Source organism: Micromonospora sp. NPDC047620 (genome assembly GCF_043205005.1).
Lineage (GTDB): Bacteria > Actinomycetota > Actinomycetes > Mycobacteriales > Micromonosporaceae > Micromonospora.
Genome location: NZ_JBIDDG010000008.1, coordinates 129172 through 144337 on the forward strand (window position 1 = coordinate 129172; position 15166 = coordinate 144337).

The window sequence follows — 15166 nt, forward strand, 5'->3', positions numbered from 1 at the left end:
TGCCGAGCAGCGAGCGCGACCGTCCGTCAGCCGTGGAGGTCAGAGCTTCGCAACGAGGCGGAACCGCTTTAGCACGACCGGTGTGTCGTCGTTCACGGTGAAGTCCGGTCTGCCCAGCCAGCCCAGGTAGTCCGTTCCGTGCCAGTAGTCCTCGTGTCCGGCTCGCCAGGCCGCAACCGAGTCGTCCCCTTCCCCTTCATCGCGAGCGTGGTCGAAATCGACGTCACCGAGTCGGCTGACACGCACGTCGGTCACCTCGATCACCGCGACCCGGCGGCCGGCGGAGTCGACCACAGCCGCTCGGGTGCCCACCACCGGCAGCGGCTCGCCGTCAATCTCGTAGTCCTGGAGCAGGCCGGTGGTGGTGGTCTTGGTCCCGTCGAGCACGGCAGCGACCAACTTGTCGCGCAGCGGGCCAGGGAAGGCGAATTGGAACGAGGGCAGATCAGCGATCACCCGGACGAGGGTAGTACGGTGTCCGCTGAGGTTCACCGGGTATCCGGTGGACACCGAACAACCACCCCGGCAGGGCTCCGCGTCGGCGTCGAGCTCAGACGAGCAGCCCGCCTGTTGCACGGATGTTCTGACCAGTGATCCACTGCGCGTCGGACCCGGCGAGGAAGGCGACCACGGCCGCGATGTCGTCGGGCCGGCCGAGCCGTTGCAACGCGGTGACGGCGGCGGTTTGGGCGAGCGCCTCCGGGGGGTTGGCGGCGCGCAGCAGGTCGGTGTCGGTCGCGCCGGGCGAGATCGTGTTGACGGTGATGCCACGGGCGCCGAACTCTCGGGCGGCGACCGCTGTGAACTGTTCGAGCGCGGCTTTGCTGGCGCAGTAGAGGGAGTGGCCGGGCGCCGGCACCACCGTGTTGAGGGTGGAGATGTTGATGATGCGGCCCTTGTCCCGTAGCACTGGCGCCGCTTCTCGCATGGCCAACACGGGAAACTTGGTGTTGACCGTCAAGACCCGGTCGAACTCGTCCTCGGTGATGTCCGCGATCAGCGCCCGGGGGTTGACAGCGGCATTGTTGACGAGAATGTCCAAGCCGTCGCGAACCGGCTGGAACATCGCCGAGATGTTGGTGAGATCCTCCTGGTCGGCGCGAACGGCGATCGTGCCGGCGAGTTGGCTGACGAGGTCGTCGGCCGCCGCCCGATTCTCCCTGTACGTGAACACGACCGTTGCGCCTTCGCGGGCGAGCCGATGCACGATCGCCCGGCCGATTCCCCGCGAACCGCCGGTCACGAGCGCGGTCTTACCGGTGAGCCTCATGCCGGGGACGCTAGCCGGGGGAGCGCTCCTGGTATTGAAAGAATGCGCACAGCTCGGTCGGGGTCAGGCCGGACATGGCGCGTACCTCACGGTTGAAGTGCGGCTGGTCGGCGTAACCGCAGTCGACCGCCGTCTGCGGCAGGCCGGCGGACCGGGTGAGCATGCGCAGGGCACGCTGAAACCGAGCGATCCTGGCGACAGTTCCGGGCGACAGGCCGATCTGTCGCTGGAACCGGAGCTCGAGGGTGCGCCGGCTGACACCGAGCTCGTCGGCCAACGCGCTGATCCGGAGCCGATCCGCCGATCGCTGGAGTCGCCGCCAGGCGCGCGTCGTCAGCCCGTCCGGTCGCGTGTCCGCGGCGAGCCGAGCGGTCAGGAAGTCGTCCAGCACCGCGAACCACGTCGGCCGGTCCGGTGCCTCCCCGAGCCGCTCGGCCAACTCCACCTCCTGGTGGCCGAAGACGTCCGCCAGCCGGAAGGTGCCGCCGGCCAGCTCCCGCATCGGCACGCCGAGGAGCGCGGTCACTCCGGCCGGCGTCAGGCCGATCGAGACGCCGTCCCCCCAAGCGGTCTGCTCGTAGACGACGGGGTCACCTCGGGGCCCGGTGACCACCCTGCTCGGCCCGGCGAAGTCGACGATCATCGTGGCCAGGTTCATCGGCAGGGCCCGGTGCCGTAAGGCTGCCCCCGAACCTGAGCGGAAGCCCCCGTAACCCACGACATACGGCCGCAGTCGCGGATGCGGGAGGCTGGCGATCGTCTCGCACGCCTCGGGAGGGACCCGCACCGGTATGGAGTGCACGTGGCTCACGCAGCCATCATCCACACACGTCAGGGGACGGGTGGGCGGGTCGATGCGTGATCTCGAAGCGGTCGCGTAGCGGAAGGCAGCCGTGGATCAGCGCCATCGCCCCCGTACCACCTCCCGTTTCCTCTGCCGACCGTTCCGCGCCGTGGCCACCGCACCGATTTCCGGGCGCCAGCCGTCCTCGTGCCACTCTCGTGCCGCCCCGCCGGGGAGGACGGCCAGTTGCGCGGTTACCCTGCGGCGGTGGCGGTCGGTGAGGACGGGGAGCGGTTGGCGGCGTCGCTGGCTGACCGGCTCGACGCGGTCTCTTTCACCGACCTGACGACGGACCAGGTCACCGCCCGGCTGATCGGCGCGGTGGTCGACTGGGCGGAACAGCGGGGCTGGCGGGTCTACCGGCGGGCGTCCAGCGTGCTGCCGCTGCCACCGCCGATGTCCGCACAGCAGTCGGTGCTCGACGTGGCCTGTGCCCGCCCGGACGGCCCGCCGGTCGTCGTCGAGGTCGATCACGGTACGCGCCGCCGCACGTGGGAGAAGCTGCTCGCCGAGGCTGACGCGGGGCGGATCCCGCTGTGGGTGCGCTGGGGTGCCGGCCGGTTCACGGCACCGCCTCCGCCGATCCGGATGGTGACCTGCGAGGTGAGTCGGCGACCGGACCCGACTGGCCGGGGCAGGGTGCACAGCCGCTCGCCGCGAGCGGACAAGCTGCCGCCGGCGCACTCCGCCGTGCGGGTGGGAGCGGTCGCCGCCGTCGAACTGCCGCTGCCGCCGCCGGCGTCACCCGACGTCGAGGACTGAGAGGGCCCCGCCCCGGCCGCAGGCGGCACGGCACTGCCGTCGCGGTCATGACCAGTTCCCACGGCGCCGCTGCCTTGCAGGCAGCAGCGCGTGAAGACGGACAACCGCCGGCTCAGGCGAAGTCGCGGTGCTTCAACTTCGCCCTCCGGCCGTCCGGATGGTGCCAGACGATGCCCTCGTACTGAGGGTGCGCCAGTAGCCAGTCACGCAGGCCGTCCAAGTCGCGCGGCACGTCCAGCCTCTCCGCGTCGTCGTGCGGTACGAGCTCGTGGCCCCGCACGCCCTCGGGGTTCCCGTTGATCTTCGGGCCGATCAGCTCGTAGGTGCCGGGGCGGAGCCGTTCGGGCGAGCCGGCGAGGGCCTCGGCGTGGTACCTCGCGTACGGCGACTGCTCGACCGGTTCCCAACCCACGGTCTTGCCCGTGACCTCGTCCGTCATCACCGGCCGGTAGCCCGGCGGCCGCGTCCGGCCAGGCCGCACCTCGCGCCGTGCCCACCAAATGCCGTCATCGTCGAGCATCACGCAGGTGCCGTCGTACTTGCGCGTCGGCGTTCCCTCGCCGTCGAGGACCCACTGGCAGGCAGGGTTGGCCTCGGGCAGGACGCGCTTGCGGTCGTCCGGGTCGCGGCGGAACAGCGTGGGGATCTTGTTCACGTCCGCATGGTCTCACCAGCGCAAAACGGATATCAGCTCGCGTTGCCGGCGGGGCTGACGCAGTGCCAGGCGCTGTCGGTGCGCACGGCCGTCAGCGCCCTGCCCCACCTTCTCCGGCACCTGCGCCAGCGATCCGGCTGCCCGCGCTGCCCCGGATCCTGGTGATGATCCACTGTGGGATCATGGCGGCTCATGCGCGATCTCGGCGCCGGAACATCTGGGGGACTGTGTGCGCGGACCAGCGCGACGACTGACCATCTCGATCATCTCCGCCACCGTCGCGGCGGTGGGGCTCGCTTCGCCCGCTCAGGCCGCGACGAATCCGTTCACCGCGGCGCAGGCGTGCAACAACGACTTCGGTGGCTCGTGGGCGTACGCCGGTGACGGGCACCGGTCGATCTACGCGCCGGATGGCACCAAGGTGGGCGACGTCTACCTGATGTACAACAGCGCCACCGCGTACAACTGTGTCGCCACCCTCAAGCGGGTGGCTGTCGGCTCGACGACCGGGGTTTCCGCCGGGATCCGGGTGGAGGGTGGTTCCTGGGTCTACGACTCCGGAAACTTCAAGTACTACGCCGCGATCCAACGCTCTGCCCGTGACAAGTGCGTGATGTACAGCGGCGAGGTCCTGTACGGCACCAGTTGGCAGGGCGCTGGCCGGTACAGCTGGGGCAACTGCGGCTGAGCTGCCCTCAGCCCGGACCCACCGATGGGCACTGACCGGCCCGGCCGTGCAACTCGTACGCCAGGCCGCTCAGCAGGCCAGCGAAGAACCGGTCCCACCGCCGGAGACCATCCGGCGGTGGGAACCTGCCGGGGACCAGTGGTGCCCCCGACCGCTGACGCGAACCCCCGGGGCTCACCGGAGGTATTGACAGATCACTTTGGGCGCACTGAGGATTGGCGCAGTCCCACCGACCGTCACCGGAGCAGCCTCCCGTCTATCAGCCTGACGACGTTTCCGCAGCTCGGCGATGCGGCCAGCGTCGGTCCGCCGCAACCGGACAGCACCACCTTCCACCGGTCGTGGCGCCGTGGCGCGCGACCGACGGGGCGGAGCCGCGTACCCCGGGCGGGCCCCTCGGCCATCTCGTTCGGTCACCCGTGCCGACGAACAGAAGGGTCGACAGATGCGTGATCCCCTAGGTCCCCGGTGGCGACGCCGCCTTCCCCTCCCCGCCGTGCTGGCCGGGGCCGTGGCCGTGGTGCTGCTGGTCAGCCCGGCCTCGGCCACCGCGCCGTCCGCCGCCCCCGCCGTCGACCTGGTCCGGGTCGGCGACGAGGAGGCGAACGTCGTCGAGGTGCTGCTCGCCGGCACCGCACAGTTGGACGCCCTCGTCGCCACCGGCGTCGACCTCGACCACCACGTCGCCCGCACCGAGAACGGCGTCGTCGCGCACGCGGTCGTCACGGCCGGCGAGGCGGCGGCGCTGACCGAGGCCGGCTTCACGCTCGGCAAGGTGCTGCACCGGCCCGCCGACGCGCGGGAGCGGGTGGCGGAACGCGAGGCGACCATCGCCGGCCACATGGCCGAGAACCGGCAGTTCGCCACCGCCGCGGCCGACCCGGCCGCCCCGGACGCCTCCGACGTCAAGATCATCCGGGCGGACTGGTACACCTCCGGGACCAGCCAGATCCTCTCCGTCGAGGCGAAATGGGCGCAGGGCCAGACGGCCGCGACCCCCCTCACCGTCGAGCGGGACAGTGGCCCCGGCACCGAGTTCGGCTCCGGCGGGACGCAGACCATCTCCCGGTTCGTCGACGCCGGCGTCTACCTGTACCACCGGGGCGCCGCCACGGTGACCAGCCGCCCCGACCGCATCCGGATCACCAGCCCGACCGGCGACGTGGCCGTCGCGCAGGTGCGGGAGTGGCTGCCGACCCCGGGCACCGGCCCCGAGGGCCCGGGCTACCAGAAGGACTTCGTCACCAGCTACCTGACGCCCACCGAGCTGTACGCGCGGATCCACCAGCTGGCCGCCGAGTTCCCGCGGCTCGCCGAGGTCGTGGAGTTGCCCTACAAGACCAACGGCTACCGGCGGCACGCGCAGGCGGTGCTCGGCACCGCCACCGCCAGCCGCGTCGCGGTGGACTCCCTCGCCTGGGGCCATGAGGGCGGCAACGCCATCTCGGTGGAGCTCGCCGACCCGGGCGCGGCGAACACGCCGCTGTCGGTGACCGTCACCGGCTCCGCGGTACGGGTCACCCTGGGCACCGACGGCGCGGGTGCGGTGACCAGCACCGCCGCCCAGGTCGTCGCGGCGCTCAACGCCGGCGCCGGGGCGCTGCTGCGGGCGTACACCTATCGGGGCAGCCCGGGCACCGGCGTGGTCGCGCCGGCGCCGCGGACCCCGCTCAGCGACGGCCTCAGCGCGCCCGCCAGTGTCTCCCGCGACCCGCATCCGGTGTACGCGATCCGGATCGGCAAGCACCGCGACGGCTCGAAGCTCGGCGTGCTCGCCTACGCCCAGGAGCACGCCCGCGAGTGGGTGCCGCCGCTGGTCACCATCGAGACCGCCGAACGGCTGCTGCGCAACTACGCCCACGACGGCCAGACCAAGCAGCTGCTGGACAACCTCGACATCTGGATCGCCCCGTCGGTCAACCCCGACGGCGGGCACTACTCGTTCTACGACTTCAACTCCCAGCGCAAGAACATGACCAACCACTGCCCGTCGACCGGGTCCGCCGACTTCCTGGCCCGCAACTCGTGGGGCGTGGACAACAATCGCAACTACACCGAGTACAGCCTCTTCGACGGCTACTCCGGCGCGTCGTCGAGCTGCACCAGCGGCACCTACGCCGGCCCGAGCGAGCTGTCCGAGCCGGAGAACCGCAACGTCGACTGGCTGGCCGCCCGCCCGAACATCAGGTTCTCGATGAACCTGCACTCGTCGGGCAACTACTTCATGTGGTCGCCGGGGGCGTACGCGCTGCCCGACCGGGTCTCCGCGCCGCGGCCGACCCTCGCCGAGGAGTCGGCGTTCTGGGGCGCGTCGTCGCGGATCCTGGCCGCCATCAAGCGGCACCGCAACATGGCGGTCACCCCGGCGCGCACCGGCCCGATCTCCGACGTGCTCTACTCGGCGGCCGGCAACTCCGGGGACATGCTCTGGTACAAGTACGGCATCTACGCCTGGAACTTCGAGGTCGGCACCTCGTTCCAGCCGGAGTGGCACGAGGCGCACGACGAGACCATGGAGTTCGCCAACGGCCTCGTCGAGCTGATGCGAGTGGCCCGTGACTTCGCCAAGGACGACAGCCGGCCGCACAGCACGCTGACGGTCGCGCCGAGTTCGACGCCGGGCATGGTGAACGTGACGTTCTCCACGAGCGAGCCGGCGGCGGTCTTCTACACCCTCGACCGCGGCGCCCCGACGTACGCGTCGACCCTCTACGGCTCCGCCGGCGTCCGCGAGGGCGGGGAGACGCTGACCGTCCCGGCGGGCACCCCGGTCCACTGGTTCTCGGTGGACTCGGCGGGCAACGTCGAGAACAACTACCGCCCTGACGGCAACGGCACGAACTACCGCAAGGACACCGCCGTCCTTCCTGCTGGCTGAGGTCCTCCGGCCGGTACCGACGGCCCACCGTGTCCTCGCCGCGGAGCCGCGAACGGCGCGGACCACCTCGGGTGGTCCGCGCCGTTCCCGTGCTGTCGGCTGCCGGTCAGGCGATCGGCAGGTTGTGGAAGGTCAGCAGCCCACTACCCGTGGCGTTGACGATCCACGGGCCGGCGCGCAGGTGGCTCAGGTAGCTCACCCCGGTCGCCCCGTCGGCCGGCGCGGAAAGCGTCAGCGCCAGCCGGCCGCCCGCCCGGTATTCGACGTCGGTGACCGTCGCCGTGCTGCCGTGGATCCGGAAGTCGGCGGCGACACCAGGATCGACGACCAGCGGGTCGTCGCTGCGCAGCTGCACCGTCACCTCGGTGCGCTCCGGATTGGAGAACGACGCGGAGCGCGGGTTGGGTGGTGCCACCCCCGCACTGGGGCCGTGATACAGGTCGCGGGCCACCACGGCGAACGTGTGGTCACCCATCTCCCGGTAGCCCTGCTCCCAGGCGTAGTGGCACCCGTCGTGGCCGGACAGGCCGTTCGTGGACAGCAGGGTGACGCCGAGCGTGTCACCCATCTGCCGCTGCGCCTCCCGCAGCGCTCCGGTGGTGCTGTTGCCGCAGGGGGATGTGCGGACCTGGTAGACGAAGTACCGGGCGCCGTCGCCGACGCGGGTGCCGATCTCGCTGCGCCAGTCGGCGAGCAGCGCGGTGAACCCTGAGACGTGGACGGCGGCGTTGTCGCTGTCGGACTCGCCCTGGTACCAGAGGAGCCCGCGCACGTCGGCCTGGACTCCGGCGGCGACCAGTCGTTGCCGCAGCCGCCCGTAGTTGGTGCCGATGGCGTCGGGGTCGGCGTCGTCGCGCTGGAAGAACGAGATGGGTCGGCCGCCGTGGCCGCCGTTGACGAGGGCGACCGGGACGCCGTAGACGTCGACGATCCGGCGGGCCATGCGAATGCCCCACTGGCCGACGGAGCCGGGCTGGTTGGTGACCTCGCTGCCGGCGTAGTTCCAGCTGCGGTCCGCCGCGGACAGCACCGGGTCCGCGGTGGGCGAGCCGTAGCTGCGGATGAACGTCGACTCCTCGCCGGCGGACGAGCCCCGGTACACGGCGGAGACGGCGTTGGACTGGCCCTGGATGACGTAGACGTCCCCGGCCACGATGCCCTCCCACAGGCCGGCCCGACGGGTGACGCCGGCACCGAGCGCGCGCAGCTCGAACCGGTACTCGCGCAGCGCGGCGTCGATGCGGGGGCTGAACGAGAAGTCGCGCCGGTCGGTGACCTCCGTGGTGTAGGTCCACTCGTCCTCGCCGCTGGTCACCGTCAGTTGTACCGCCTTGACCCGTGGATCGGTGACTGTCCCGGACACGGGCACCGTTGCCCCGTTCGAGGCGTCCCGTGGGTACAGCTGGCGGTCCTGCGGGTGCTGGTCGAGGGCGAGCACGGAAGGCCGGGCGTACACGGTGAGCCGGCGCTGCGTGAAGGCGCCCGCGTTCCCGGCGAAGGTCCAGTCCGGGTGCCCGCTGGTGGCGGAGCCGATGCCGAGAGAAAGCGGCGCCCCGGCGGAGGTGAAGGTGTTGACCGCGAGCACCGTACGGGGCGTCACGGACGACGGGCGGGTGGCGCCGACCTGGTGCACCTGGAAGGACCCGTACCCGCCGGACGGGTTGACGGTGTCGTCGGCGTCGTAGACGTTCGGCGAGGCACCGGAGATCTGGCGGGACGACCCGCTGCCGTACGTGTTGGGCCACATCTCCACATGACCGGCCAGGTCGGTGCCGGTGGTGACGCCCGGGACGTTCGACGCGACCTCCAGGTCGCTGACCCGCTGTCGGATGATCTCCCCGGTGCGGGTCGGCAGGCCGAGCCGGCCGGCGTCGGTGGTGAACGGCGCCATCGCCGTCCACACCCACTGCGGGCCCGCCGGAGTAGTCAGCTCCAGGCAGTATCCGACCCGGTCGAAGCCGGCGGCCACCTCGGCGGTGCGGTCGAAGGCGTACGGCGGCGTCTGGTTCAACCAGCTGGCCCGTTCGGGCAGGTCCAGCGCGAGGACGGGAGTGAAGTCGGCCATGCCGTCGACGTTGGCGGCGCACGAGGTGCCGTCGATCGGCCTGGGGCTGACCGGACCGGGGTCGGCGCCGGCGGCAGCCGGCGGCCCGAACCCCATGCCGACGGTGGACAGGAGGAGGCTTGCTGCGGCGTTGGCGGCACGGCGCGTGTCGCGTGTCGGCCGGGAATGGTGTGGACGGGGCATGACTCGAACCTCCAGCAGGTCGGGTAGGTCGGGTCCGCCGGATCGGCGTGGGTCATGCCTAGCTATCGATATTCATCAACCGCAATGCGCATGCGGCGAGTGGTGGGATCGCCGCGGCGGGAGCGCACGCCACGGCGACGAGCGGGTGACCGGTCGCCGGGTGTCGTTGCCTCGCCTCGGCCAAACTGCGAGACGACGACGGCGGTCACCGGCGGCCCATCGGGGACCACCGTCACGGCCACTGCTTGCTCCGCCGCCTTCGATCAGTCCGGCAGCAGCGGCATCTCCAGGCCCGGCTCGCGGCCCAGCAGGACCGCCCTGGTGAGCGCCGCCGACCCGAACCGGTCGCGTACCGCGTCCACCGCCGCGTCCAGGTCCGCCCCCGGGTCGCGGTCGAACGGCAGTGGCGGCTGCACGGGGGAGTCGTCCAGGTTGCCCACCGACACGCCGATCAGCGTCACGCCGCGCCGCTCGATCTCGGGCAGCGCCGCCCGCAGCAGCGCCCGTGCCGCCCCGAGCAGCGGTGTCGTGTCGGCGGTGGCCTTGGCCACCGTGTGCGAGCGGGTCGCGCGGGTGTAGTCGCCGAACCGCAACCGCAGCGTCACCGTCCGACCCGCCCGCGCCGCCGCCCGCATCCGCCGGGTCACCCGGTCGACCAGCCCGGCGAGGATCGCCTCCAGCTCGGCGGGGGAGTGCGGGGTGGGCCCCAGGGCGTGCTGCGCGCCCATCGACCCGCGCCGTCGGCCGACCTGCACCGGCCGGGGGTCGCGGTTGTGCGCCAGGGCGTGCAGGTGCCGGCCGGCCCCCGCGCCGAGCAGCGAGACCAGCGTCGCCTCGCCGAGGCGGGCGACCTGCCCGACGGTGCGGATGCCCCGCTCGCGCAGCTTCCCCGCGGTCACCGGCCCGACGCCCCACAGCCGCTCCACCGGCAGCGGGTGCAGGAACGTCAGCTCCTCGTCCGGCGGCACGACCAGCAGGCCGTCGGGCTTCGCGACGCCGCTGGCCACCTTGGCGAGGAACTTCGTCCGGGCCACGCCCACGGTGATCGGCAGGCCGACCCGCGCGCGCACCTCCCGGCGCAGCCGGGCGGCGATGTCGGCCGGCGGCCCGACCAGCCGCCGCAGGCCGCCGACGTCCAGGAACGCCTCGTCGATGGAGAGGCCCTCCACGACCGGGGTGGTCTGCCGGAAGATCTCGAACACCGCGCGGCTGGCCGCCGTGTACGCCGCCATCCTCGGCGGCACGACGATCGCCTCGGGGCAGAGTCGACGGGCCTGCCGGCCACCCATCGCGCTGCGTACGCCCCGGGCCTTCGCCTCGTAGCTGCACGCCAGGACCACGCCGCCGCCGACGATCACCGGCCGGCTCCGCAGGCGCGGGTCGTCGCGCTGCTCGACCGACGCGTAGAACGCGTCCAGGTCGGCGTGCAGGATGCGGGCCTCGCGCGACACGAACACATGTTCGCACGGAACGGGTCGACGTCGGCGCTGACCTGCCCGGACAGCGCCGGGCGGCCACCGCCGCGACGGCGAGGCCGAGCGGCACGCGCCCGCCGCCGTACGCCTTGCAACTCCTCACTCTGCAAGCGTTGGAGCTTGCTTCCCGGGTCGACGCCAACCGGGCTGTTCAGTCGCGGTTGCCGGCGCGGTCCCCCCGACCGGTCCGGGCACGAGTCGTCGCGCCGTGCCGTGCCTTGGCTGTCGAGGCGGTCTGGACGGCCAGGGCGTTGGCCGTCACGATGGTGGCGATGCCGAGCCACTCGTGTGGTTTCAGGACCTGGCCGAGGAGGACGAGGCCGGCGAGCGCGGCCAGTACCGGGTGGATGCTCATGAACACGCCGAAGAAGCGGGCCGGCACGGTACGCAGCGCGACCAGGTCGGCGGCGTAGGGCACCACCGAGCTGAGGATGCCCGCACCGACGGCGTAGAGGATCGCGGTGCCGGCCAGTCGTCCCTGCGCGAGCAGGGTGGCCGCGACCGGCAGGTAGAGCAGCGCGGACACCAGGTCGCCGCCGCCGGTGCCTGCAACCCCGGCAGGCGGGCCCCGACGAGCCGGTTGAGCAGGATGTACGCCGCCCAGCACGCCGCCGCGAGCAGGCCGAGCCCCACTCCGAGGTGGTCGCTGGCCGGGCCGGGTAGGACCAGGACGTACACGCCGACGCAGGCGCCCGCCGCGCAGAGCAGGTCGAGCCGGGTTCGGGAACCGGCCAGGGCGACGGCGAGCGGGCCGAGGAACTCCAGGGTGACGGCCAGGCCGAGCCCGATCCGGTCGATCGCGGTGTAGAGGCTGAGGTTCATCGTGGCGAAGACCAGCCCGAGCAGCAGGGTCGGCCACCATTGGGCCCAGGTGAAGCGACGCAGGTTCGGGCGTACGGTCGGCAGTAGCACCGACGCCGCGACGAACTGCCGCACGGCGACGACCCCGGCGGGCCCGAGGGCGGCGAACGCGTGCGCCCCCACGGCCGCCCCGACCTGGTTGCTCGCCGCGCTTGCGGTCATCGTGGCGATCCCGTGCAGCAGCGGCCCACGGTCGTCGCCGGTCGGTCGGCGGGGGCCCTGAGCAGCAACTTCACCTGCCGTCTTCACGGTCATGACGGCAGTGTCGACGCGCGCCGACCAATACCAGAAATGCACCAGCCGCCAGAGTTATACGCTCGGCGTATGGATGTGCAGCTGCGTCAGCTCCGCACGCTCGTCGCGGTGGTCGACGCCGGAACCTTCACCGACGCGGCGGCTGTCCTGGGAGTCTCCCAAGCGGCGGTCTCGCGTTCCGTCAGCGCCCTGGAGGCGGCGCTCGGCGCTCGCGTGCTCCAGCGAACGACCCGGCACGTCTCGCTCACCGGCACCGGCACCCGCGTCGTCGCCGCCGCGCGCCGGGTGCTCGACGAGGTCGCCCACCTGCGACGGATCGTCGAGGAATCCCGCACCGAGCTGCGCGTCGGCTACGCCTGGGCGGCGCTGGGCAAACACACCAGACGACTGCAGAAGACCTGGGCCGCCGCCCACCCCCAGGTGCCGCTGGTGTTCGTCCAGTCCAACACCCCGACCGCCGGGCTCAGCGAGGGCACGGCCGACGTCGCCGTGATCCGCCGGCACCTGGTCGATCCCCGCTTCGAGACCGCACTGCTCGGCGTGGAAACCCGCTACGCCGCCGTGGCCACCGACAACCCGCTGGCCCGGCGGCGATCGATACGCACCGCCGACCTGGCCAGATACCCCGTCGCCATCGACAGCCGAACCGGCACCACCACACCCGCCCTGTTCCAGCCGGGCGCCGAACCCGCGACCATCCGCACCACCCACGGCGTCGACGAGTGGCTCACCCTCATCGCCGCCGGCCAGGCGGTCGGCATCACCTCCGAGGCCACCGCCAACCAGAACCCCAGGCCAGGGGTGGCGTACCGCGCCGTCCGCGACGCCCAGCCGATACCGGTCTGGCTGGCCTGGTGGAAGGACGACCCACCCGCCCACCTCACCGAACTCGTCAACCTGGCCTGCGAAACCTACCGGGCGGTCCAACCCCGGCAGGGCCGCCCCGCGTAGTGGAGGGCGCCGCCCATGACGAACATCCCGCGCCCGCGCCCGCCGATCCCACTGCCGGCGAAGACTTGACCACCACGCCAGCCGACAGGGCGGGTGATGTGGAGGTGTGAGGAGCTGTCAGGCGACGCGCGGGGCAGCGACGATCGGGAGCAGGCCGCGAGGGGCGGGCCGGTCGATCTCGCCGGTCTGCTCCACGGCCGAGGCGGCACGGGGGCGGGCCGGTGCGGCGCCCTGCGCGGGCCCGTCCGGGGCGGGGGCGGTGATGTCGGTGAGCAGCGACAGCAGCCTCGGCAGGTCGGCGGCGGCCAGCCGGAAGGACCCCCGGCACACCGTGCCCGACCACAGGGACAGCACCACGGCGCCCCGCTCGGGATGCCAGCTCACCCGCATCGTCCGGTCGCTGCCGCGCAGGTCGGTGAACAGGTCACCGAAGCTCGGCATCGGTAACACTTCTCCCATCCGTCAATAATGCCGGACGATCGACAGGCGGCAAAGGCCGTCGGGGCCGCCTACAAGTCGTCGAAGGGGCGGGCGTAGGTGAACTCGCCCCGGATCGACGGCTGCCAGGCGCTCATCGGACGCGCCATGAAGTACTGCGGCCCCCACGGCTGCGGCGGGGTGACGCCGAGGTCGACGGCCGGGCCGAACCCGAAGCGGGGGTAGTAGTCGGGGTGGCCGAGGAGCACCACCAGCGGCTCGTCGAGCGCGTCGGCCGCGCCGAGCACCGCGTGCATCAGCGCGGAGCCGACCCCGCGCCGCTGCCAGGCCGGCAACACGCCGAGCGGCCCCAGCCCCAGCGCGACCGGCTCGCCGGCCACCCGGCCCCGGGTGCACACCACGTGCCCCACGACCTGCCCGTCGTCGTCGGTCGCGACGAGGGAGAAGGCGGGCAGCCACCCGGCGTCCGCCCGCAGCGCGTCCACCAGCCCGGCCTCCACCGGTACGGCGTCCGGCTTGTCGGGGTCGGCGAAGGCGGCGAGGTGCACCGCCCGGACGGCGTCGATGTCGGCGGGGGTCTCGCGTCTGATCAGCACCGTGCCACGATATGCGGGGCGGGCCTCCCGGCGCCCCCGATTATCGGCGCCGACCGTTCAGTCCGCGCGCTGCCGGCGGGTGTGGCGCACGAGCTGCGCCAGCGCGACCAGCGGCAGCACCCCGACGGGGTACCAGGCGAGGTCGACCGGGTCGAACTGGACGCCGAGCACGAGCCGGGCCACCAGGCTGCGCGCCGACAGCGCCGCCGGGATGCCCGTCAGCTGCGACACCTCGACCGCCCAGCAGAAGGCGACCGCCACCGCGCCCGCCGACAGCGGCGCCGTGCGCGGCCGGAGGAACAGCACCCCGGCCCAGACCATGGACCCGTACAGGGCGGTGCCGGAGTGCTGTTCGAGGCCGCCGCCGGCCGTCGCGCGGATGACGAGGGCGACGGCGAGGAACACGGCCGCCGCCGCGAGCATCAGGATCCGGCACCGCCGAGGAGTGATCGACATTCCGGCGATGCTAGGCGGTGTTTCAGTTCCGCTTCAACGTCTGATTCCAGCCGGTCGTTTCTGACCACAAGGTGCATTAGCCTGGCCCGGTGCCAAGGGGCGACGAGGACGACGAGCTGCTGCTCGGCGTACTGGAGTGCTACGAGCGCGCGGTGCGCCGGGTGGCGCAGGACTTCGCCCGGCGGGGTGCTGTCATTGAGCCAATGGGCGTGTACCTGGACGCCCTCGACGCCTTACACGTGTGCTTCGGCAGGCGGGGGCAGGAGGGCATCCTGGGCAGCCTGCCTCCAACCCGCGACCCGGAGTTGGCGGTCGTCGAGATGGCCGACCTGCTGCAGGAAAAAGAGTTCGATGAGGGCGACACCACCTGGCCGGGATGTCTGCCCGACCACTCTCATCCTCCTACTGCGGCCCTCGTCTACGGCGTTGCCTGCTGGCAGTGTCCGCGCAGCCACGCATCCGTCTTCCCGATCGGATAGCCAATCGGCACTACGGCAACCGATCAGTCACGACGACGACGGTTGTGGATGATCGGGTGGCCGATGCGGTGCCGGACAGCCCCCCGTGGGTGACTATCTGAGTGACGATCGAGGAGCACAAGGCCGGACGTCGGTGGACTACGGGGGACGGGAGAGCTGGCGTAGCCCGGTAGTTGCCGGAGGTCGGTGGGTGTTGATCGTTGCCTGGGGGTCAAGGGGTCGATGAGGACCAGGTCAGGCCGTCGCGGCTGTTAGCGTCCGGGGGTGGACCTCGATAAATGCCTCACCCTGGCTGAGGAACTGGTTCAGC

At 72.1% G+C, this 15166-nt stretch carries 15 protein-coding genes; 5 read left to right on the forward strand and 10 right to left on the reverse strand.

The genetic code is table 11. The annotated features are described in order from the left end of the window. Positions 1 to 39: 39 nt before the first annotated feature. The 3 genes from ACGF5C_RS11950 to ACGF5C_RS11960 form a co-directional block, all read right to left on the reverse strand. Complete coding sequence (locus tag ACGF5C_RS11950; RefSeq protein ID WP_393300116.1) at positions 40 to 456, reverse strand: ASCH domain-containing protein; 417 nt, start codon at positions 454 to 456, stop codon at positions 40 to 42. Positions 457 to 550: 94 nt separating this feature from the next. Continuing rightward, positions 551 to 1270, reverse strand: a complete 720-nt coding sequence (locus ACGF5C_RS11955) for an SDR family oxidoreductase (protein ID WP_393300119.1) — start codon at positions 1268 to 1270, stop codon at positions 551 to 553. Between the two features lie 10 nt (positions 1271 to 1280). After that, entirely contained in the window at positions 1281 to 1913 is a 633-nt protein-coding gene (locus tag ACGF5C_RS11960; RefSeq protein WP_393300122.1) for a helix-turn-helix domain-containing protein, read from the reverse strand. Between the two features lie 408 nt (positions 1914 to 2321). On the opposite strand from ACGF5C_RS11960, the gene ACGF5C_RS11965 reads away from it, so the two are divergent. Continuing rightward, entirely contained in the window at positions 2322 to 2876 is a 555-nt protein-coding gene (locus ACGF5C_RS11965; RefSeq protein ID WP_393300125.1) for a hypothetical protein, read from the forward strand. Positions 2877 to 2988: 112 nt separating this feature from the next. Here the strand turns inward: ACGF5C_RS11965 and ACGF5C_RS11970 are convergent, their stop codons facing one another. After that, positions 2989 to 3531, reverse strand: a complete 543-nt coding sequence (locus tag ACGF5C_RS11970; protein ID WP_393300128.1) for a hypothetical protein — start codon at positions 3529 to 3531, stop codon at positions 2989 to 2991. Positions 3532 to 3760: 229 nt separating this feature from the next. On the opposite strand from ACGF5C_RS11970, the gene ACGF5C_RS11975 reads away from it, so the two are divergent. Together ACGF5C_RS11975 and ACGF5C_RS11980 are read left to right on the forward strand one after the other, a co-directional pair. Then, a complete protein-coding gene (locus ACGF5C_RS11975; protein ID WP_393300133.1) occupies positions 3761 to 4219 on the forward strand; it encodes a hypothetical protein in 459 nt (152 codons plus the stop codon). Positions 4220 to 4664: 445 nt separating this feature from the next. Beyond that, the gene (locus tag ACGF5C_RS11980) at positions 4665 to 7097 is read left to right on the forward strand and encodes a M14 family metallopeptidase (RefSeq protein WP_393300136.1); all 2433 of its coding nucleotides are present in this window, start codon (positions 4665 to 4667) and stop codon (positions 7095 to 7097) included. Positions 7098 to 7203: 106 nt separating this feature from the next. On the opposite strand, the gene ACGF5C_RS11985 is transcribed toward ACGF5C_RS11980, so the two are convergent. The 3 genes from ACGF5C_RS11985 to ACGF5C_RS11995 form a co-directional block, all read right to left on the reverse strand. Beyond that, positions 7204 to 9258 carry a sialate O-acetylesterase gene (locus ACGF5C_RS11985; RefSeq protein WP_393300139.1) on the reverse strand — a complete coding sequence of 685 codons (2055 nt, stop codon included), beginning with the start codon at positions 9256 to 9258 and terminating at the stop codon, positions 7204 to 7206. Between the two features lie 350 nt (positions 9259 to 9608). Next, positions 9609 to 10796 (reverse strand): DNA polymerase IV, encoded by a 1188-nt coding sequence (dinB, locus tag ACGF5C_RS11990; RefSeq protein ID WP_393300142.1) that lies wholly within the window; start codon positions 10794 to 10796, stop codon positions 9609 to 9611. Positions 10797 to 10971: 175 nt separating this feature from the next. Beyond that, a complete protein-coding gene (locus ACGF5C_RS11995; protein ID WP_393300145.1) occupies positions 10972 to 11682 on the reverse strand; it encodes an EamA family transporter in 711 nt (236 codons plus the stop codon). Positions 11683 to 12005: 323 nt separating this feature from the next. Here ACGF5C_RS11995 and ACGF5C_RS12000 point away from each other — a divergent pair, with 323 nt between their 5' ends. Beyond that, complete coding sequence (locus tag ACGF5C_RS12000; protein WP_393300148.1) at positions 12006 to 12887, forward strand: LysR family transcriptional regulator; 882 nt, start codon at positions 12006 to 12008, stop codon at positions 12885 to 12887. 117 nt (positions 12888 to 13004) lie between these two features. On the opposite strand, the gene ACGF5C_RS12005 is transcribed toward ACGF5C_RS12000, so the two are convergent. From ACGF5C_RS12005 to ACGF5C_RS12015, 3 genes are read right to left on the reverse strand one after another with little or no spacing between them, the layout of a single operon-like run. Then, a complete protein-coding gene (locus tag ACGF5C_RS12005) occupies positions 13005 to 13346 on the reverse strand; it encodes a hypothetical protein (RefSeq protein WP_393300151.1) in 342 nt (113 codons plus the stop codon). A 50-nt stretch (positions 13347 to 13396) separates the two neighbouring features. Next, positions 13397 to 13921, reverse strand: a complete 525-nt coding sequence (locus ACGF5C_RS12010; RefSeq protein ID WP_393300154.1) for a GNAT family N-acetyltransferase — start codon at positions 13919 to 13921, stop codon at positions 13397 to 13399. A gap of 57 nt (positions 13922 to 13978) precedes the next feature. Continuing rightward, a complete protein-coding gene (locus tag ACGF5C_RS12015) occupies positions 13979 to 14377 on the reverse strand; it encodes a DUF2809 domain-containing protein (protein ID WP_393300157.1) in 399 nt (132 codons plus the stop codon). A gap of 89 nt (positions 14378 to 14466) precedes the next feature. On the opposite strand from ACGF5C_RS12015, the gene ACGF5C_RS12020 reads away from it, so the two are divergent. Next, positions 14467 to 14856, forward strand: a complete 390-nt coding sequence (locus ACGF5C_RS12020; RefSeq protein WP_393300159.1) for a hypothetical protein — start codon at positions 14467 to 14469, stop codon at positions 14854 to 14856. Positions 14857 to 15166 lie beyond the last annotated feature (310 nt).

Excerpts from the sequence above, each read along its gene's own strand:
- ACGF5C_RS11995 (WP_393300145.1), bottom strand. The coding sequence starts at position 11,682 with ATGGTGGCCGACCCTGCTGCTCGGGCTGGTCTTCGCCACGATGAACCT.
- ACGF5C_RS12015 (WP_393300157.1), bottom strand. The coding sequence starts at position 14,377 with ATGTCGATCACTCCTCGGCGGTGCCGGATCCTGATGCTCGCGGCGGCG.
- ACGF5C_RS11960 (WP_393300122.1), bottom strand. The coding sequence starts at position 1,913 with ATGATCGTCGACTTCGCCGGGCCGAGCAGGGTGGTCACCGGGCCCCGA.
- ACGF5C_RS12005 (WP_393300151.1), bottom strand. The coding sequence starts at position 13,346 with ATGGGAGAAGTGTTACCGATGCCGAGCTTCGGTGACCTGTTCACCGAC.
- ACGF5C_RS11955 (WP_393300119.1), bottom strand. The coding sequence starts at position 1,270 with ATGAGGCTCACCGGTAAGACCGCGCTCGTGACCGGCGGTTCGCGGGGA.
- ACGF5C_RS12000 (WP_393300148.1), top strand. The coding sequence starts at position 12,006 with ATGGATGTGCAGCTGCGTCAGCTCCGCACGCTCGTCGCGGTGGTCGAC.
- ACGF5C_RS11985 (WP_393300139.1), bottom strand. The coding sequence starts at position 9,258 with ATGGGGTTCGGGCCGCCGGCTGCCGCCGGCGCCGACCCCGGTCCGGTC.
- ACGF5C_RS11980 (WP_393300136.1), top strand. The coding sequence starts at position 4,665 with ATGCGTGATCCCCTAGGTCCCCGGTGGCGACGCCGCCTTCCCCTCCCC.